Origin of the sequence: Streptosporangium sp. NPDC051023, assembly GCF_040689595.1 — a bacterium.
Taxonomy (GTDB): Bacteria; Actinomycetota; Actinomycetes; order Streptosporangiales; family Streptosporangiaceae; genus Streptosporangium.
The window spans coordinates 1-18,111 of sequence record NZ_JBFBCE010000048.1 but is presented as its reverse complement, the minus strand read 5'-3'; the positions used below and the strand labels follow the sequence as shown (position 1 = coordinate 18,111).

16 protein-coding genes are annotated in these 18,111 nt (G+C 67.3%); 12 read left to right on the top strand and 4 right to left on the bottom strand.

The window, feature by feature from the left end; genetic code table 11:
- Positions 1–641: 641 nt before the first annotated feature.
- From AB0395_RS28255 to AB0395_RS28245, 3 genes are all read left to right on the top strand, one after another.
- Positions 642–3,182: a transglycosylase domain-containing protein gene (locus tag AB0395_RS28255; RefSeq protein ID WP_366285985.1), complete on the top strand. Its 2,541-nt coding sequence runs from the start codon at positions 642–644 to the stop codon at positions 3,180–3,182.
- Entirely contained in the window at positions 3,182–4,489 is a 1,308-nt protein-coding gene (locus tag AB0395_RS28250; RefSeq protein WP_366285982.1) for a glycosyltransferase 87 family protein, read from the top strand. Before AB0395_RS28255 ends, AB0395_RS28250 begins: the two co-directional genes overlap by 1 nt.
- A 75-nt stretch (positions 4,490–4,564) precedes the next feature.
- Positions 4,565–5,560: a hypothetical protein gene (locus AB0395_RS28245; protein ID WP_366285979.1), complete on the top strand. Its 996-nt coding sequence runs from the start codon at positions 4,565–4,567 to the stop codon at positions 5,558–5,560.
- Between the two features lie 85 nt (positions 5,561–5,645).
- Here the strand turns inward: AB0395_RS28245 and AB0395_RS28240 are convergent, their stop codons facing one another.
- Entirely contained in the window at positions 5,646–6,404 is a 759-nt protein-coding gene (locus AB0395_RS28240) for a deoxyribonuclease IV (RefSeq protein WP_366285976.1), read from the bottom strand.
- A gap of 100 nt (positions 6,405–6,504) precedes the next feature.
- Between AB0395_RS28240 and AB0395_RS28235 the strand changes: the two genes are divergently transcribed.
- Positions 6,505–6,687 (top strand): hypothetical protein, encoded by a 183-nt coding sequence (locus AB0395_RS28235; RefSeq protein ID WP_366285973.1) that lies wholly within the window; start codon positions 6,505–6,507, stop codon positions 6,685–6,687.
- Between the two features lie 26 nt (positions 6,688–6,713).
- Here the strand turns inward: AB0395_RS28235 and AB0395_RS28230 are convergent, their stop codons facing one another.
- Positions 6,714–6,950 carry a hypothetical protein gene (locus AB0395_RS28230; RefSeq protein WP_366285971.1) on the bottom strand — a complete coding sequence of 79 codons (237 nt, stop codon included), beginning with the start codon at positions 6,948–6,950 and terminating at the stop codon, positions 6,714–6,716.
- A 294-nt stretch (positions 6,951–7,244) separates the two neighbouring features.
- Here AB0395_RS28230 and rpsF point away from each other — a divergent pair, with 294 nt between their 5' ends.
- The 7 genes from rpsF (at position 7,245) to AB0395_RS28195 (ending at position 11,823) form a co-directional block, all read left to right on the top strand.
- Positions 7,245–7,535 (top strand): 30S ribosomal protein S6, encoded by a 291-nt coding sequence (gene rpsF / locus AB0395_RS28225; protein ID WP_184947277.1) that lies wholly within the window; start codon positions 7,245–7,247, stop codon positions 7,533–7,535.
- 76 nt (positions 7,536–7,611) lie between these two features.
- Positions 7,612–8,205, top strand: a complete 594-nt coding sequence (locus AB0395_RS28220; RefSeq protein ID WP_366285966.1) for a single-stranded DNA-binding protein — start codon at positions 7,612–7,614, stop codon at positions 8,203–8,205.
- 111 nt (positions 8,206–8,316) lie between these two features.
- Positions 8,317–8,553, top strand: coding sequence for a 30S ribosomal protein S18 (gene rpsR / locus AB0395_RS28215; protein ID WP_012895699.1), 237 nt, complete (start codon positions 8,317–8,319; stop codon positions 8,551–8,553).
- 12 nt (positions 8,554–8,565) lie between these two features.
- Entirely contained in the window at positions 8,566–9,012 is a 447-nt protein-coding gene (gene rplI / locus AB0395_RS28210; RefSeq protein ID WP_366285963.1) for a 50S ribosomal protein L9, read from the top strand.
- Between the two features lie 167 nt (positions 9,013–9,179).
- Positions 9,180–10,055, top strand: a complete 876-nt coding sequence (locus tag AB0395_RS28205; protein ID WP_366285960.1) for an ABC transporter substrate-binding protein — start codon at positions 9,180–9,182, stop codon at positions 10,053–10,055.
- Between the two features lie 87 nt (positions 10,056–10,142).
- Complete coding sequence (locus tag AB0395_RS28200; protein WP_366285957.1) at positions 10,143–10,991, top strand: amino acid ABC transporter permease; 849 nt, start codon at positions 10,143–10,145, stop codon at positions 10,989–10,991.
- Positions 10,992–11,079: 88 nt separating this feature from the next.
- The gene (locus AB0395_RS28195; protein WP_366285955.1) at positions 11,080–11,823 is read left to right on the top strand and encodes an amino acid ABC transporter ATP-binding protein; all 744 of its coding nucleotides are present in this window, start codon (positions 11,080–11,082) and stop codon (positions 11,821–11,823) included.
- 41 nt (positions 11,824–11,864) lie between these two features.
- Here the strand turns inward: AB0395_RS28195 and AB0395_RS28190 are convergent, their stop codons facing one another.
- Together AB0395_RS28190 and AB0395_RS28185 are read right to left on the bottom strand one after the other, a co-directional pair.
- Positions 11,865–13,292 (bottom strand): amino acid permease, encoded by a 1,428-nt coding sequence (locus AB0395_RS28190; RefSeq protein ID WP_366285952.1) that lies wholly within the window; start codon positions 13,290–13,292, stop codon positions 11,865–11,867.
- Between the two features lie 219 nt (positions 13,293–13,511).
- Entirely contained in the window at positions 13,512–14,822 is a 1,311-nt protein-coding gene (locus AB0395_RS28185; protein ID WP_366285950.1) for an MATE family efflux transporter, read from the bottom strand.
- Between the two features lie 339 nt (positions 14,823–15,161).
- Here AB0395_RS28185 and dnaB point away from each other — a divergent pair, with 339 nt between their 5' ends.
- On the top strand, positions 15,162–18,020 hold the full coding sequence (dnaB, locus tag AB0395_RS28180; protein WP_366285948.1) for a replicative DNA helicase: 2,859 nt from the start codon (positions 15,162–15,164) through the stop codon (positions 18,018–18,020).
- Positions 18,021–18,111 lie beyond the last annotated feature (91 nt).

Sequence of the window (18,111 nt, the reverse complement as noted above, 5' to 3'; positions counted from 1 at the left end):
TACGTCGGACCAACATATCTCTGCAATTAACGACTTTCCCAAGAGGTTGGGCGCAAACAGTAAAAAGCCGTAGTGTGACGCTTATGTGGTCACAGCGAAGGGTGCCGGGCTCGTGCTCCCGCATGGCCGTGACCGCTTCCCAATGCGGAAAATTCCACGCTCAGGTGGGAGAGGTCTGCCAAGGTTGTTCCCGGAACCACCTGGAGGCCTCGTCCGTCCTCGGGAACGGAGATCCACCCGAATAGGTCGGCTACCAGTGAGCCAAGGTGACGAGAACAGCCGTGCCAAGGCGGTAATCTCACCCGCCTGCACGCCGTCGTAGACCCCGGACCGAACGAGGACGCGTGAGTTACAGCAACAGCCATGACCCGGAGCCGCACGGGCGCCCCCAGGCCCCCGACGCGTCGGCTCGTACGGGACGGCGCCGTCGCTCAGGCGCGGGAGCCGCTGCCTCTGCAGTTCCCCCGCCACCGCTTCCCCAAACTGGAGACGCCGGTCAGGCGACCCAGGTTTACCCGCAGCCCCAGTTTCCGCCCCAGCCCCAGTCGCAGGGGCGGCCGCCGTACGGCGCGGGGCCGGACCCCCGGATGGCCGGAGCGGGGCGCCAGGACCCCGGCCCCGGGGCTCCCGGGGCGGCCGGGATGCGCCGTCAGGAAACGGACCCGGTCGGCGGACGCAGACCAGAGGCCGCCTTCGAGGACACCCAGGCCATGATGGCCGCTCAAGCGGGCGGCCGTACCGCCGCGCAGCCAGGACAGCCCACGCAGGCGGGACAGCCCACACAGATGGGACCGGCCGCGCAGGCGGGACAGGCCACGCAGGTGGGCATGGGCGGGGTCGCGGGTACCGGCGGGCGCAGGCGCGCGCGTGGCGGGCGCGGCGCCGGCGGCCCAGGGGGGCGCGCGGACTTCGCGGAGCAGGGCCTCAAGGGACAGGAAGGCCCCGGCGGGCACGGCCCCGGCGGTCCGGGCGATCCGGGCGGTCCCGGAGACGGAGACGGAGAGGACAGGCGGCGCAGGGGCTGGAAGCGTTTCCTGCCGAGTTGGAAGATCGTGGTGGCGAGCTTCACCGTCCTCGCCGCGGGCGTCTTCGGCATGATCGCGGTCGCCTATGCCAACACCCCCGTCCCCACGAATCCCCAGGAGAGCGTGGACGACCAGGGGAGCGTCATCTACTACAGCGACAAGACCGTGCTCGCCCGCCTCGGCGTGAAACGGTCGATCGTCACGATCGACAAGGTCCCCCAGCAGGTCAAGGACGCGGTGATCGCCGCGGAGAACCGCAGCTTCCTCGAGGACAACGGCATCGACTTCAGGGGCATGGCCAGGTCGCTGTGGAGCACGGTGAGCGGCGAGCAGGTGCAGGGCGCCTCGACCATCACCCAGCAGATGGCCCGTAACTACTACGACGGCCTCAGCCAGGAGCGGTCGATCCAGCGGAAGGTCAAGGAGATCTTCGTCGCCATCAAGCTGGACAAGGAGATGTCCAAGGACCAGATCCTTGAGCGGTACCTCAACACCATCTACTTCGGGCGCGGCGCCCACGGCATCCAGGCCGCCGCGAAGGCCTTCTTCAACAAGGACGTCGGTGAGCTGACCCCGGAGATGGCCGCCTACCTCGCGGGCCGCATCCAGAACCCCGACACCTTCGACCGTGCGGAGATCGCCAAGAACCTGGCGCCGACCCAGGAACGCTACGCGTACGTGATCGACGGCATGTCCAAGATCAACCCCGCCAAGTACGGCTCGCTGCCCACCAAGTCGCCCACCGCCCCCAAGCGGGTCGCCTACCGGAACAAGGACTACTACAAGGGCATCAACGGCTACATGATCACCGAGGTGCTCGCCGAGCTCAAGCGCAGGGGCATCAACAGGGAGGACGTCGAGCGGGGCGGCTACAAGATCTACTCCACGTTCGACAAGAAGCTGATGCTCGCGGCCAAGAAGGCCGTCGAGGAGAACACCTCCGACCTGTCCAAGGAGATCCACACCGGCCTCGCCGCCATCGACCCCCGCAACGGGAGGATCATCGCCTTCTACGGCGGTCCCAGCTTCGCCAAGCGCGAGTGGAACGACGCGTTCATGTCGGAGAAGCAGGCGGCGTCGGCGTTCAAGCCGTATGTCCTGGCCGCCTGGCTCGAGGCGGGCAACAGCCTCAACAGCTATCTGCTGGGCAAGGGGCCGATCACCGCGCCCGGCACCAACCCGATCAAGAACTCCCACGACATCCCGGGCGGCTCGGTGAACGTCGTCAAGGCGACCGCGGAGTCCATCAACACCGCGTTCGTGCAGATGGGCGAGGAGGTCGGGCTTGACAAGGTCATCGCGATCGCGGCAGGCGCCGGCATCAACGAGCAGCGGCTCAGGGAGGCAGAGAAGGACCACGCCTTCGCCCTCACCATCGGCTCGGGAGCGGTCACCCCGGTCCAGCAGGCAGGCGGCTACTCCATCTTCGCCAACGCCGGCAAGCACTATGAGAACCACGTCGTGATCAAGGTCGTCAACCGCGACAAGGCGACGGTGCTCAAGGAGAACGACCAGCCGAACCAGGTCATCAGCGCCGACAGCGCGGCCGACGCCATCGTCGCGCTCCAGCAGGTGGTCAAGGACCCCCGGGGCACCGGCAGGGCCGCGGCCCTCTACGACCGTCCGGTCGCGGGCAAGACCGGCACCAACGACCTGAACAAGGAGGCGTGGTTCGTCGGGTTCACCCCGCAGTTGTCCACCGCCGTCGGCATGTACCGGCAGGACAAGAAGAGCAACGCCGAGATCCCGCTGGGAGACACCATCCAGGGCGCCACGTATCCCACCCGGGTGTGGCACGCCTTCATGCAGGAGGCCATGAAGGGCAAGGAGGTCATCCAGTTCCCGCCAGCCGCCAACGTCGGCACGGACAAGAACCTCGCGCCCAAGCCCGAGCCCTCCCCGACGCCGACCGAGACCTACAACCCCGACGACAACGGGGACAACGGCATGCCCGATGACAACGGGGTCACCAACCCGCCTCCCGGCGACCAGTGCCTGCCGGGGGACATCTCATGCGACCCGCAGCCCGACGACGACGGCAGCGGCGGCACCGAGCGCTCCCTCGACGGCGCCGGCAACGGTGACGGGCTCGACAGCGGCGCGGCCCCCGGGGCCGCGGTCATGCCCGATCCCAAACCGACGGGACAGCACCCCTGATGAAGAGCACCCAGTCGATGCCGGTCGCGTCGCCAAGCTTCGGCGCGCGTGCCATCCCCTACATCCCCCTCGCCCTGTTCGGGGCGCTGGGGGCGGTGCTCTCCTTCCTGTGGAAGTGGCCCTGCCGTGTCGGCGGCGCGTGGAACGACGGAACCAGGCAGTTCACGAACTTCTGTTACACCGACATCTATCCGCTGTGGTGGAACGAGAAGCTCAACGAGGGCAAGATCCCGTACTTCGGCCATCCGGTCGAGTACCCCGTGGGCATCGGCGGGATCATGGAGCTCTTCCGCAGGATCGCCTCGTCCATGAGCGACCCCGGAGTCGCGTTCTACGACCTGACCGTGATCCTCATGGCCGTCTGCCTGGTCGTCGGCGTGCTGCTCACGGCCGCGCTCGCCGGTCCGGAAAGGCGCTGGGACGCGCTCTGGTACGCCCTGGCCCCCGCACTGATCCTCACTGCCTACATCAACTGGGACCTGGCGGCGAACGCCCTCGCCCTCGGCGCGCTGCTCGCCTGGTCGAAGCGGCGGCAGTGGCTCGCGGGCGCCCTGCTCGGGCTGGCGATCGCCACGAAGTTCTACCCGGTGATATTCCTCGGCCCGCTGTTCGTGCTGACGGTGCGTACCGGCAAGTGGGTGCCGTTCCTCAAGACGGTCGGCGGTCTGGCCGGCGCCTGGCTCGTGGTCAACGTCCCCATCATGCTGACCGCCTTCCCCGGCTGGAGCAGGTTCTACGTCTTCAGCCAGGAGCGGCCCGCCGACTGGGGATCGATCTGGTACTTCTTCAGCGTCAAGCAGTGGCCGATCCTCGGCGACGCCGAACGGCTCGACACGCTGGGCATCGTGTCGCTCGGCGCGTTCTGCCTGGCGATCGCCGTCCTGGCGGTCACCGCCAGGACGCGGCCCCGGCTGATGCAGCTGTGCTTCCTCACCCTGGCCGCGTTCATGCTGACCAACAAGGTGTGGTCGCCGCAGTACGTGCTCTGGCTGATCCCCTTCGCCGTGCTGGCCAGGCCCAACTGGAAGCCGTTCGCGCTCTGGCAGGTCGCCGAGTGCTGGTACTTCTTCGCGATCTGGCTCTACCTGGTGGCTCAGCAGCCGGATAACGCGGCCCTCGGCATCTCCGCGGACACCTACTTCACCGCCGTGTGGGGCCGGGTGATCACCATCTTGATCATGATGGCCTTCGTGGTGCGGGACATCCTCAAGCCGGACAAGGACGTGGTCCGGCAGAACGGGATCGACGACCAGGCCGGTGGCGTCTTCGACGGAGCCCCCGACAAGTTCAGGCTCGCCCTCTCCTGAGGACGGCTGCCCCCTGAGTACGGCTGAACACGGCGCCCACACCCGGTGCCCCTCGCACCCTTTCCAGGAGCGCCGGTGACGCTCAGCGCCGCGCCCCTGTTCACGGATGACTGGACGCTCGCGGGGTCGCTGGTCTCCCTGGCCGCCGGTGCCGTCGTCGTGGTCGCGCTCGCCAGGCTGGCCGACCTCGAGGCACGGGATCCCGGGGGGCAGAGGCTCGAAGAACAGAGGCACGCGGGCCAAGGGCTTGTGGGTCAAGGGCTCGAGGGGCCGGCCCTTGAGGGGCAGACTCTCAAGGGCCGGGACCTCGCGGGGCGGGGCCTTCGGGGATGGCGGAGCGCGGGGACGCGCGCGGTCGTCGCGCTGTTGCTCTGGCCGATGTCGGTGTTCCTGGTCGCGGGCTACGACGAGACCCTGTTCCTCGCCTTCGCGATCCCCGCCTGGCTGGCCGCGCGCAGGGGCCGCTGGCCGATGGCCGCCGTCCTCGCCGCGGGCGCCTCGTGCGTGCGGATCACCGGGCTGTTCCTGGCCCTCGCCCTGGTCGTCGAGTTCTTCGGCGCACGCGGGTCCGTACGGCGGGCGGGATGGCTGGTGGTGCCGTTCGCGCCCCTGCTCATCCTCTCCGTCTACCAGCACGCCCGTGGCGGCGACTGGCTGGCCTGGGGACAGGCGCAGCAGGCCGGCTGGGGACGGCACCTGGTGTGGCCGTGGGAGTCGCTGGCCGCGACGTGGCAGTCGGCCATGGCGGACGGGCGCTTCGTGTGGATGTTCCGGATGGAGCTCGCGGGAGCCCTCGTCGGGATCGGGCTGGTGCTGCTTCTGCTGTACCTGCGGCGGTGGAGCGAACTCGTCTACGTAGGACTTCAGGCGGGCGCCCTGATCCTCTCCGCGTCCTACCTGTCGATCCCGCGCTCCGCCCTGCTGTGGTGGCCGATCTTCGTGCTCGTGGCCGGGGCGAGTGTCCGGGGGCCACGCGGACGATGGTGGGTGATCGCTGTCTACGCGCTGGTGACGGCCCCGCTCATGGCGCTCAACACGTTGACTTTCCTGGACAGTGTCTTGGCGGGGTAAGTGTCCTTACCCACTCTTGGTGAGAAGTAATCCAGAAAAGTTATCCACAGGCTGGGGATTGTCGGTGGGGATTGTCGGCTCCCCGCTAGAGACTCTTCCTGAGCAGCGCGATGTCCTCTGCCTGGCCGTCCCCCGGGGTCTCGACCACGATCGACGCGTTCGCTTTCCTGCACACGGCGAGGATGAGCTCGGTGTCGATCTGGCCCGCGCCGAGGTTGGCGTGCCGGTCGGCGCCAGAGCCCGCGGCGTCGCGGGAGTCGTTGCAGTGGATCAGGTCGATCCTGCCGGTGATGGCCATGATCCGCTCGACCGCGTCCACCAGGTCGATGCCTCCCGCGTGGGCGTGGCAGGTGTCGAGGCAGAAACCGACGTCGAAGCCGTCGAGGGCCTCCCAGAGACGGGCGATGCTCTCCAGCTTGCGCGCCATCGCGTTGCCGCCGCCCGCGGTGTTCTCGATGAGCACCGGGACCTCGTGCTCCTCGAGGCGCTCGAACACCTTGCGCCAGTTGTCGAAGCCCTTCTGCGGGTCGTCGCCCGCGCCGACGTGCCCGCCGTGCACGATCAGGCCCTTCGCGCCGAGCTCGGCCGCCGCCGCCAGGTGGGAGCTCAGCAGCTTCCTGCTGGGGATGCGGATGCGGTTGTTCGAGGTGGCCACGTTGATCACGTAGGGGGCGTGGACGTAGACGTCGACGCCGGAGTCCTTGATCTCCCGTGTCTTGTCACCGATGACCGGGCCCTTCCAGCCCTGAGGGTCCCCGAGGAAGAACTGGGCCACCTCCGCGCCGCGCGCCCTCGCGTGGGTCAGTGGGTCGTCCTGGTCGACATGAGCTCCGATAAGCGGCATGTGTTCGAGCGTAGTCGTTTCGGCGCGCCGTACGAGGGCAGTCGCACGGCGCGCCCCGACGCCCGCCTCCCCGGCGGGCCGAACCCCCCGAGGAGTCGAAGTGGCCTACTACCGCAGAGGGATAAGCCTGATCGGCCTGATCTACGTCCTGGTCGGTCTCTACGTGGCCTGGATCCACCACTACATCACCCCCACGCTCCTGAGGAACATCGCGGAGGCCCTGCTGGCCGTCTTCCTGTGGTTCCTCGTTCTGCTGGGAGTTGACCTGCACCTGGGCGGTTAGTGTCTCCAGGCGACGCCTGGCGGGGGTTACGGGAAGAAACCACCGTGGTAGATGCCCAGGGCCACGCCGACGAACGAGGCCACGATGCCCACGATGTTCAGCGCGCGCTCGGGAGTCGTCGCCGAGACGTACTGCGAGTAGAGGCCTCCGACGAACCCCAGCACCCCCAGCCAGGCCGCGACCGCGTGTGCGGCGGGAATCAGCGCGGCGACGAAGGCGACCAGTCCGCAGGCGATCGTGACGACGCTCAGCACGTTCTGCACGGGGTGCCGTTGACCGTCGCTGTTCAGTGTGAGCCGCGAGAGTAGGTTTCCGGGGGGACGAGACGTGTCCGGCATGGTTTCACCGCCCCTTTCCTTTGCTAGATGAGTGCCCTCCGTTCTGACGGCCCAACCCTTGACGCCCTGGTAGGCTGGCACGGCTGCGTTTTATGGGTGTGTCATCGCCCACCCTCCGTCACGACCGTCGAAATGGGCGTTCGTGGCGTAGACGTCAGCGTCCTCCTGTCACGGCATGGTGTCGTGACCGCAAAAGTCCAGAGGAGGTTGGAAGCCAGCATGCGTCGTTACGAAGTGATGGTCATTCTCGACCCTTCGCTCGATGAGCGCACGGTGGCCCCTTCCCTCGACCAGTTCCTCACGGTCGTCCGCAATGACGGCGGCACCGTGGAGAAGGTCGACGTGTGGGGTCGTCGTCGGCTGTCCTACGACATCGCCAAGAAGCCCGAGGGCATCTACGCCGTCATCGACCTGACCGCCGAGCCCGCGACGGTCAAGGAGCTCGACCGGCAGATGAACCTCAACGAGGGCATCCTCCGCACCAAGGTCCTGCGTCCGGACGTGCACTAACCCCCGACTTTTGTCGGGCGGCAGCCGTACTCTGAGCCGATAAACCGCGAAGGCCGCAGGAAGGGCAGCGCTAGCCATGGCAGCAGGCGACACCACGATCACCATTGTCGGCAATCTTGTCGACGATCCCGAGCTGCGCTTCACCCCGACGGGGCAAGCCGTGGCCCGGTTCCGTATCGCGTCCACTCCGAGGTTCCTGGACAAGCAGACCAACGAGTGGAAGGACGGCGAAGGCCTGTTCCTGACCTGCAACGTGTGGCGGCAGGCGGCGGAGAACGTCGCCGAGAGCCTGCAGCGCGGCATGCGGGTCATCGTTCAGGGACGGCTGCGCCAGCGGTCCTATGACACCAAGGAAGGCGAGAAGCGCACGGTCTACGAGGTCGAGGTCGACGAGGTCGGCCCCTCCTTGAAGAACGCGACCGCCAAGGTCAACAAGACCGCCCGTCAGGGCGGTGGCGGTGGCTTCGGCGGCGGTCCCGCCAACGACCCGTGGGCCTCCTCGGCGCCGGCCGCACCTCAGGGTGGCGGCAACTTCGGCGGCGGGGGCGGCAACTACGGCGGCCAGCAGTCGGGCGGCGGCAACTACGGCGGCGGTCAGCAGCCGAGTGGCGGCAACTACGGCGGCGGCAACTTCGGTGGCGGCGACTTCAGCGACGAACCGCCCTTCTAGGTCTTCCGGCGGTGGTCCTGCGGGACCGCCGTGGACCGCACCTGAGAAAACCAGTCCATATCCGCAGCGACCATTCCCGCCTCACGGCGGGGCTCTGAAAGGAGCACCACGATGGCCAAGCCGGCACTGCGCAAGCCCAAGAAGAAGGTTTGCCTGTTCTGCCACGACAAGATCTCCTACGTCGACTACAAGGACACGGCGCTGCTTCGGAAGTTCATCTCCGACCGCGGCAAGATCCGTGCCCGCCGGGTGACGGGCAACTGCACCCAGCACCAGCGTGACGTGGCGACCGCTATCAAGAACGCTCGTGAGATGGCGCTCCTGCCGTACATGAGCACCGCGCGCTAAGGAGGTCGACAGATGAAGCTCATTCTCACCAGTGAGGTCACCGGCCTCGGCGCCCCCGGCGACATCGTCGAGGTCAAGGACGGCTACGGCCGTAACTACCTGCTCCCCCGCGGCTTCGCGATCCTGTGGACGCGCGGCGGCGAGAAGCAGATCGGCTCGATCAAGAAGGCCCGCGACGCCCGCGAGATCCGCGACCTCGGCACCGCCCAGGAAGTCGCCGGCCAGCTCAAGTCCCTCAAGGTGGTCCTGAAGACGAAGGCGGGCGAGTCCGGCCGCCTCTTCGGCTCCATCACCACGGGTGACGTCGCCGACGCGGTCAAGGCCGCCGGCGGCCCGCTGCTCGACCGTCGTCGCATCGAGATCGCCTCCGCGATCAAGAGCCTCGGCTCCCACCGGGTCAGCGTCAAGCTGCACCCGGAGGTCTCCGCCGCCCTCGAGATCGAGGTCGTCGCGGCCTGAGCGGTCACCTGAGACTGCTTGAGATTCGCGACAGGGGCCCCTTCCCACCCGGGAAGGGGCCCCTGCCCGTATGAAACCCCGTATTCCCGCCCGTGGAACCTGGTTTACTCGCAGTCACTACCAATACATACAATTCGGGGGTCATTGCTTTCCCCTGGAGGTTTTCCATGCCCCGTCCTTCGATGCTGCTCGCGCTCGCCGCCCTCGCGGCTGTCGCGGTCGCCTGTGCGCCGGCGTCGGACTCGACGACGAAGGCGGGCGCGTCGTCTCCCGCCTCCTCCGCCCCCGCCTCCTGCACCAAGGACCAGCTCGCCCTGAAGACGCCGGGCAAGCTGACCATCGGCACCGACAAGCCCGCCTACGAGCCGTGGTTCAAGGACGACGACCCGGCGAACGGCAAGGGGTTCGAGAGCGCCGTCGCCCACGCGATCGCCAAGCAGCTCGGCTTCCAGAACGGTGAGATCACCTGGGCGACGGTGAAGTTCGACTCCGCCTTCGCCCCGGGCCGCAAGCAGTTCGACTTCGACGTCAACCAGGTCTCCGTCACCCCGGACCGGGCCAAGGTCGTCGCCTTCAGCGACGGCTACTACACGGTCAAGCAGGCCGTGGTCGCGCTGGACGGCTCGAAGGCCGCCTCCGCGACGGACCTGGCGAGCCTGAAGACCGCCAAGATCGGTGTGCAGGTCGGGACCACTTCCCTGCAGGCGGTCAAGGACGTCATCCAGCCCTCCGCCGAGCCGAACGTCTACAACGAGCAGATCGACGTGGTGAACGCGCTGAAGAACAAGCAGGTCGACGCCGTGGTCGTGGACCTGCCCACCGCGTTCTACGTCACCGCGGCCCAGGTCGAGAACTCCAAGATGGTCGGCCAGTTCAGCGCCACCTCCGGCACCCCCGAGGTCTTCGGCGCGGTCTTCGAGAAGGGCAGCCCCCTGGTGAGCTGCGTGAACAAGGCGATCGGCGAACTCACCGCGTCCGGTGAGCTCGCCAAGATCGAGACGGAGTGGCTCGGCTCGGCCGCGGGCGCGCCGGAGCTGAAGTAGTGATCACAGCACAACCGTCCGGTCGCGGGGTTCCGCCGCTCGGGGCGGGATCGGCGACACCGGCATCGGGCAGGCGGCGGTGATCGCGTGACCGCCACGTCAGACTGGGTGAAGAGCGACCGGCAGCGTGAGCGGGAGCGCCTGCTCAGGCGCCGGTCCATCCGTTCGGGTTCGATCGCGACCGTCTCAACGGTCCTGGTGATCGTCCTGCTCGTCTGGGGCGTCACCGCCTCACCCGGCTGGCCCCGGGTGCGGGAGACGTTCTTCGACCCCGAGCAGTTCGCCAAGGCGTTGCCCGACGTGCTGAGCGGGTTCCTGCTCAACGTCAAGATCTTCTTGATCGCCGAGCCGCTGGTCCTCGTCGTCGGGCTGCTGGTCGCGCTGGTGCGCAACCTCAGGGCATCGGTGTTCTTCCCGCTGCGCGCCCTCGCGATCGCCTACACCGACCTCTTCAGGGGCGTGCCGACCATCCTGGTCATCTATCTCGTCGGTTTCGGTCTGCCCGCGCTCGACCTGCAGGGCGTGCCGACGGATCTGGCGACGCTGGGCGTCATCGCGCTCACGCTCTCCTACGGGGCGTACGTGGCGGAGGTCTTCAGGGCGGGCATCGACTCGGTCCACCCCAGTCAGATCGCCGCGGCCAGGTCCCTCGGACTGAGCCACGGCAGGACCATGCGCCACGTGGTGCTGCCGCAGGCCGTGCGCCGGGTGGTGCCGCCGCTGCTCAACGACTTCGTCTCGCTGCAGAAGGACACCGCGCTGGTCGCGACGATCGGCCCGCTCGAGGCACTGCGCCAGGCGCAGATCCACGCCGCCAGCACGTTCAACTACACGCCCTACCTGGTGGGGGCGTTGCTGTTCATCCTGCTCACCATCCCCCTGGCCCGGTTCACCGACTATCTGGCAGCCCGTTCACAACGCCGGAGGGGGCAGTGAGGAGCCGACGGCGGGCCGGAGCCTCTCGCGAGCATGCCCGGCCGCCCCGGTACGGCAGGCACGACGCGCCCGCGGGTGAGGAGAGAACATGAGCTTGCTGACCGTCGAGGGCGTCTGGAAGAACTACCACGACCACCACGTGCTGCGCGGAATCGATCTGTCCGTCGAGGCGCACGAGGTGGTCTGCCTGGTCGGCGCCTCTGGATCGGGCAAGTCAACGCTGCTGCGCTGCGTGAACCTGCTGGAGACCGTGGACGACGGCGCGATCCACCTCGACGGCGAGGAGATCACCGACGTCCGCGTCGACCCGGACGAGGTGCGCAAGCGCATCGGCATCGTGTTCCAGGCCTTCAACCTCTTCCCGCACATGACCGTGCTCGACAACGTCACGCTGGCCCCGCGCAAGGTGCACAAGGTCGGCAGGGAGCGAGCCGAGCACGAGGCCCGCGAGCTGCTGGCCAGGTTCGGCCTCGCGGACAAGGCGGGTTCATACCCCGACAGGCTCTCCGGTGGCCAGCAACAGCGCGTCGCCATCATCAGGGCCCTGGCCACCAAACCCCGCCTGATGCTGCTCGACGAGGTGACGTCGGCGCTGGACCCCGCCCTGGTCACGGAGGTTCTCGGGGTCATCAGGGAGCTCAAGGAGGGGGGGATGACCATGATCCTGACCACTCACGAGATGGGCTTCTGCCGGGAGATCGCGGACACCGTCTGCTTCCTCGACGACGGGGTTCTCCTTGAGAGCGGGCCTCCTGAGGAGTTCTTCACCGAGCCCAGAGAGCCTCGGACCAGGGAGTTCCTGCGGAGCGTGCTCGACGCCCGGCGCGTCTGACGCGACCGGCGTACCGTGGTGCCCGGTGGGTGCCCGGCCGCTCAGCGCCTGTGCCGTCCGCGGAGGACGGGGGCGAGGGCCTCCTGCGGCTGCTCGGGCCCGGCGAGCACGCTGTTGCGCCTGCCGTACAGCAGGTAGACCATCATGCCGAAGGCCGTCCAGGCGATGAAGTACAGCCAGGTGATGACCTGGAGGTTCACCAGGAGCCACAGGCAGGCGGCGATCGAGGCGATCGGCACGACGGGGGACAGCGGGACGCGGAAGATCCTGGGCAGGTCGGGCATGGTTTGCCGCATCCTGATGACCCCGCAGGCGACGGCGATGAACACGAACAGGGCGCCGATCACGACCAGGGGTTCGAGCGCGTTCATCGGCACGAACTCGGCGAGGAGGACCGCGGTGCCGCCGATGAGCAGGGTGACCCTGGTCGGGCTGCGGTAGCGCCTGTTGACCCTGGCTAACCCCCGAGGGAACAGCCCGTCCCTGGCCATGGAGAACAGGACCCGGGTCAGGCCGACGAGCAGCACCAGGACGACCGTCGTAAGGCCGAGAACCGCGCCGAGGTTGATGACGTGCACCATGAAGCCCTCGCCGGCCGCATGGAAGGCGTTGGCGAGCGGAGCTCCGCGGTCGATCTTCTCGTAGGAGGTCATACCGACCATCACCAGCGCGACCGCTATGTAGATGACCGTGGTGACGATCAGGCTGCGGATGATGCCCTTCGGTACGGACCAGGGGGCGTCCTCCGACTCCTCGGCCGCCGTGGCCACCACGTCGAAGCCGATGTAGGCGAAGGTGATGACCGCGGAGGCGGAGAAGATGCCGAACCAGCCGAACGCGCTCGTCTGACCGAAGACGAGACCCAGCAGCGACGAGTCCAGGACGTTCGTGGCCGACATGACGGAGGCGGAGGGAGCGGGGATGGCCGACAGGTTGCGCTGGTCGAAATGAGTGATGCCGACCACGATGACCGCGCCGATGGTCAGCAACTTGGCGACCACGATGATCCGCAGGGCTCGCAGGCCGATCCTGGCGCCCAGCGTCACCACGACCGTCAACAGCACCAGGATGAACAGCGTGAACAGGTCGAACCCCTCGGCCCTGCCGGTGACCGCGGCCAGCGGCGCGGGAAGGCGCACGCCGAGGTCGGTGAGGAGCTGGGCGGCGTACAGTGACCAGACACGTGAGACCACCGCGCTGGCGAACAGCAACTCCATCACCAGCGCCCAGCCGACGTTCCAGGCCCAGACCTCGCCGAAGATGACGTAGGTGAAGGTGTAGGCGCTGCCCGAGGTCGGCAGTGCCGAGGACAGCTCGGCGAAGCAGAAGGCGACGAGCAGGCTGGTGATACCGGCGATCATGAAGGAGAGAACGACGCCGGGGCCCGCCATGGTGGCCGCCTGGCGCCCGGCGAGACTGAAGATCCCCGCCCCGATCATGACACCGACGCCCATGACGATGAGGTCCATGGGACCGTAGGCCTTGGGCAGACCGTGGCGCGCACCGCCGGTCCATCGGTTTGTCGCTTCACTCGGAGGGAGACGGCGGACGATCGACGAAGAGTGACCTTCGGGCACGATGTGACCCAATCATCGCGGGTGGGACAACCGTATTACCGGACTGTTCACAGTGCCGCAGGGGATTCCGCGGTACAAGAGTCTGCTGGTTACGCAGTGGACACCTCCAGATCACGCACCGATCACCAACCAGGCCCCGCCGTGTGCTCGTCGCCCCAGGGCGACCAGCCTGGCCGTCATCCACACCCCCAGCGCCAGCCACAACGTCACCAGGCCGCCGCCGAGAAGGACGGCCGCCAGCGCGGCGGGCAGGTACGCCAGAGTCGTCCACAGCCCGGCCCAGGCGAGGTAGCGCTGGTCTCCGGCACCGATGAGCACCCCGTCCAGAACGAAGACCACCCCGGCGATCGGCTGCAGGACTGCCATCACCCATAGCAGGTCGAGCAACGACCCGGCGACTGCTGGGCTCGCGTCGAACACGGTAGGCACGAACGGCCTGGTCGCGATGACCAGGAGCCCGAGCAGCACCCCCGAACCGATTCCCCACCCGACCATCCTCCGGGTCGCGTTCCGGGTCCCGGTCACGTCACCGGCGCCCAGGGTGCGCCCCGTGATCGCCTGCCCGGCGATGGCGATCGCGTCCAGGGCGAACGCCAGCAGCGTCCAGATCCTGATGGCGATCGTGTGGGTCTCGATCTGCTCCTGCCCCATGCGGGTCGCCATGGTGGCGGCGGTGGCCAGCACCACCTGCAGGCACGCCGTACGGATGATCAGGGCGATCCCGGCCGATCCCGCGGACCTGATGCCCGCCAGGTCGGGCCGGATCGGCGCCCTGTGCCGTCCGAAGACGATCGCCAGGTAGACCGCGGCGGCCAGTGACTGGGCCAGCACCGTGCCCCAGGCCGAGCCCGCGACGCCCCAGCCCAGGCCCAGGACGAAGACAAGGTTGAGGACCGCGTTGAGCGCGAAGGAGCCGACGGAGACCAGCAGCGGGGTCGTGGTGTCCTGCATGCCCCGCAGCACGCCGGTCCCCGCCAGCACCAGCAGCATGGCGGGGACGCCGACCAGGCTGATCCTCAGGTACGTCACCGCCTGCGTGGCGAGCTCTCCCTCCGCGCCGATCAGGCCGACGAGCGGGGAGGCGAGCGGCCACACCACCGCGATGATCGCCACCCCGACCCCGGCGGCCAGCCAGAGACCGTCGACCCCCTGCTTGACGGCCTGCCGGGTGTTGCCCGCGCCGATCTGCCGTGCCACCGAGGCCGTCGTGCCGTACGCGAGGAAGACGCACAGCGCCACCAGCACGCCCAGCACGGTGCTCGCCACCCCGACCGCGCCCAGCGCGGGCGCGGGCAGATGGCTGACGATGACGGTGTCCGTCAGCAGGAACAGGGGTTCGGCCACCAGTGCCCCGAAGGCGGGGACCGCCAGACGGAGAATCTGCCGGTCATGATCACGATCGCTACGGGAGGTAAGTGGCACAAGTCCATTTTGCCCATTACGGGAGAGAGCTTCGTCACGGGGATCAAGGGGGCGGCGGGGGCGATGTGAGGAGAGTCTCGGCGTGTCGCCTCAACTTTCTTTTCTCCACAGGCAGTGGATGACGTTTTCCCTGCTCAGTCGGGTGCTGTGGACAGCGAGAAGCAGTTATCCACAGGATTGTCCCCAGGGTGCCCACACCTCTGGGGGAAAACTGCACACCTTATCCACACCTCTGTCGACAGGTCGCGTTGCCACCTGGTCCGGGGAGCGGAGAGACTGTCAGACCGGCTGGTTACAGCTTAAGATGACGAAAATACGTTCGAAAGAAGGGGGTGCACGGTGAGCATCGCGGAGCCACCGGTCTTCGAGCCAGGATTCGAGCGCACCCCACCGAACAACATCGAGGCCGAGCAGTCCGTCCTCGGCGGCATGCTCCTGTCCAAGGACGCCATCGCCGACGTCGTCGAGATCCTCAGGTCCGACGACTTCTACCGGCCGGCCCACCAGATCATCTACGACATCATCACCGACCTGTACGGCAGGGGCGACCCGGCCGACGCCGTCACCATCTTCGACGAGCTGCAAAAACGCGGCGAGGTCGCCAGGGTCGGCGGCGGCGCCTACCTCCACACGTTGACCGCCGTCGTGCCAACCGCGGCCAACGCGGGCTACTACGCGAGGATCGTCCGCGAGCAGGCCATCCTCAGACGCCTCATCGAGGCCGGGACCCGCATCGTCTCCTTCGGGTACGGCGGGCAGGACGAGGAGGTCGACGACCTCGTCGACCGCGCCCAGGCCGAGATCTACAAGGTCACCGAGCGCCGCACCTCGGAGGACTACATCCCCCTGGCCGACATCATGCCGGGAGCGCTCGACGAGCTGGAGGCGATCGGCGGCCGGGGCGGTCAGATGGTCGGCGTACCCACCGGCTTCCAGGACCTCGACGCCCTCACCAACGGCCTCCACCCCGGCCAGATGATCGTCGTAGCTGCCCGTCCTGCCATTGGCAAGGCGCTCGCTCTCGACACACCGCTTCCCACCCCGACCGGTTGGACGACCATGGGTGAGGTCGAGCCCGGCGACCACCTGATCGGCGCCGACGGTAAGCCGACACGGGTCGTCGCGGCGACCGAGGTGATGCACGGGCGTCCGTGTTACGAGGTGGAGTTCAGCGACGGAACGGTGATCGTCGCCGACGCCCAGCACCAGTGGCGGACGACCACGCGTGCGAGCCGTCGTCAGAAGTCGGAGAACAGGCGCACCCTCCACTGGTCCGCCGAACTCGTCGAGCGAGTCAGGGCCGCCCATGAGTCGTCCATGGCCGAGCCGGACCGGTTGATCACGCATCGGGAAGCCGTCTCTCTCCTCGGAGAGGGATTCCGTAATGTTCTCCACACCGTTCAGAGAGAGATCGGCTCGACGGGTAAAGTGCCGAGGCCTGTCACCGGTCCGACCCGGAGCTACACATGGAACTCCCCTGCATACTCACGCAGACGCCTTCTCGAAGTTCTGTATGCACGAGTGCTTCAGCCGAAGAACACCGCCACGACGGCCACCCACGCGGACGTTGTGACGACCGAGGAGATCGCAGCCACGTTGCGATGCGCCTCGGCGGACAGGCGACCTAACCATGGGGTCGCCGTAGCGGCCCCATTCGACCTGGACGAGCAAGAACTGCCTTTGCCGCCGTACGCGCTCGGCGTCTGGCTGGGTGACGGTCACAGCGCCGGGGCTCGATTCACCACGGCCGATCCAGAGATCGTTTCCAATCTCGAAGCGGAGGGGCTGCGAGTTGTCCGCACGACTGCGAACCTCGCTTACTCGATGGCGTTTTCCCGTGTGGAGCCTGAGGAGTCCCGGACCTGTGTTGTCTGCGGAACATCGTTCATCCCTCGGACATCCCAGGTGCGTACATGTGGTCGATCGTGTGGAGGAAAAGCTCGTTTTGTGTCAGAACCAGTTCCGGCACCTACCTGCTCCGACTGCGGCGGTCCGTCGAGTGGGCTGAGGCGGTGCCAGGCGTGCCGGAACCATCACGGCACGGTGCAGGCCGTTCTGCGCGCTCTCGGAGTTCTCGGTGACAAGCACATTCCCCTCTCCTACCTGCGAGCGTCCGAAGGGCAACGGCGAGCGCTGCTGGCCGGCCTCCTGGACACGGACGGTTATGTGAACCGCAATGGCCAGATCCAGCTTGCCGTCACGAACAGGAGGCTCGCGGAAGACGCCCTCGAACTCGTTCTGAGCCTCGGCTATCGGGCCACCATGAGGACAAAGGCCGTTAAGGGCAGGACGGTCGATTCCCCTACCTGCTACATGATCAACTTTACTGCGGCAGAGAAGGTGTTCCGTCTGACCCGCAAGGTCGCTCGACAGGTGACTGAGGCGCACCCGGCGACTCTCGTCCGATACATCGTGGACGTGCGAGCCGTACCATCGAGGCCGGTGCGATGCGTGCAGGTCGACAACGCCGATCACATGTATCTCGCGAGCAAGGCATGTATTCCCACCCACAACAGTACGCTTGGGCTGGATTTCGCTAGGTCTGCGGCGATTAAGCACGGTATGACCACTGTGGTGTTCTCGCTGGAAATGTCCCGTAACGAGATCACGATGCGTCTGTTGTCCGCCGAGGCCAGGGTGGCGCTGCACGCGATGCGTTCCGGCACGATGACCGACGACGACTGGGCCAAGCTGGCCCGGCGGATGGGTGAGGTGGCCGAGGCGCCGCTGTTCATCGACGACTCGCCCAACATGTCGATGATGGAGATCCGGGCCAAGTGCCGCCGTCTCAAACAGCGCAACGACCTGCGTTTCGTCATCATCGACTACCTGCAGCTGATGTCCTCGCCGAAGAAGACCGAGAGCCGCCAGAACGAGGTCTCCGAGATCTCCCGGGCGATCAAGCTCCTCGCCAAGGAGCTGGAGGTCCCGGTCATCGCGATCTCCCAGCTGAACCGTGGCCCCGAGCAGCGAACGGACAAAAGGCCCATGGTTAGCGACCTTCGCGAATCCGGATCCATCGAGCAGGATGCGGACATGGTCATCCTTCTCCATCGAGAAGACGCATATGAACGCGAGTCTCCCAGGGCGGGTGAGGCGGACCTTATAGTGGCCAAGCACCGTAACGGCCCGACCGCCACGGTCACCGTGGCCTTCCAGGGTCACTACAGCCGCTTCGTCGACATGGCCTCCCACTAGTGCTGTGACCGGAAACGATCACCGGGTTGGGTGAGCGTCTCAAGCTGCCGGTGCGAGTGGACGGCCGCCCCAGCGGATGCCTTTCTCGCTT

Bases quoted from the DNA above. Each gene is read 5' to 3' on its own strand.
- rpsR (WP_012895699.1), top strand. From the start codon at position 8,317: ATGGCCAAGCCGGCACTGCGCAAGCCCAAGAAGAAGGTTTGCCTGTTC.
- AB0395_RS28190 (WP_366285952.1), bottom strand. From the start codon at position 13,292: ATGGACCTCATCGTCATGGGCGTCGGTGTCATGATCGGGGCGGGGATC.
- rpsF (WP_184947277.1), top strand. From the start codon at position 7,245: ATGCGTCGTTACGAAGTGATGGTCATTCTCGACCCTTCGCTCGATGAG.
- rplI (WP_366285963.1), top strand. From the start codon at position 8,566: ATGAAGCTCATTCTCACCAGTGAGGTCACCGGCCTCGGCGCCCCCGGC.
- AB0395_RS28250 (WP_366285982.1), top strand. From the start codon at position 3,182: ATGAAGAGCACCCAGTCGATGCCGGTCGCGTCGCCAAGCTTCGGCGCG.
- AB0395_RS28240 (WP_366285976.1), bottom strand. From the start codon at position 6,404: ATGCCGCTTATCGGAGCTCATGTCGACCAGGACGACCCACTGACCCAC.
- AB0395_RS28195 (WP_366285955.1), top strand. From the start codon at position 11,080: ATGAGCTTGCTGACCGTCGAGGGCGTCTGGAAGAACTACCACGACCAC.
- AB0395_RS28220 (WP_366285966.1), top strand. From the start codon at position 7,612: ATGGCAGCAGGCGACACCACGATCACCATTGTCGGCAATCTTGTCGAC.
- AB0395_RS28205 (WP_366285960.1), top strand. From the start codon at position 9,180: ATGCCCCGTCCTTCGATGCTGCTCGCGCTCGCCGCCCTCGCGGCTGTC.
- AB0395_RS28255 (WP_366285985.1), top strand. From the start codon at position 642: ATGCGCCGTCAGGAAACGGACCCGGTCGGCGGACGCAGACCAGAGGCC.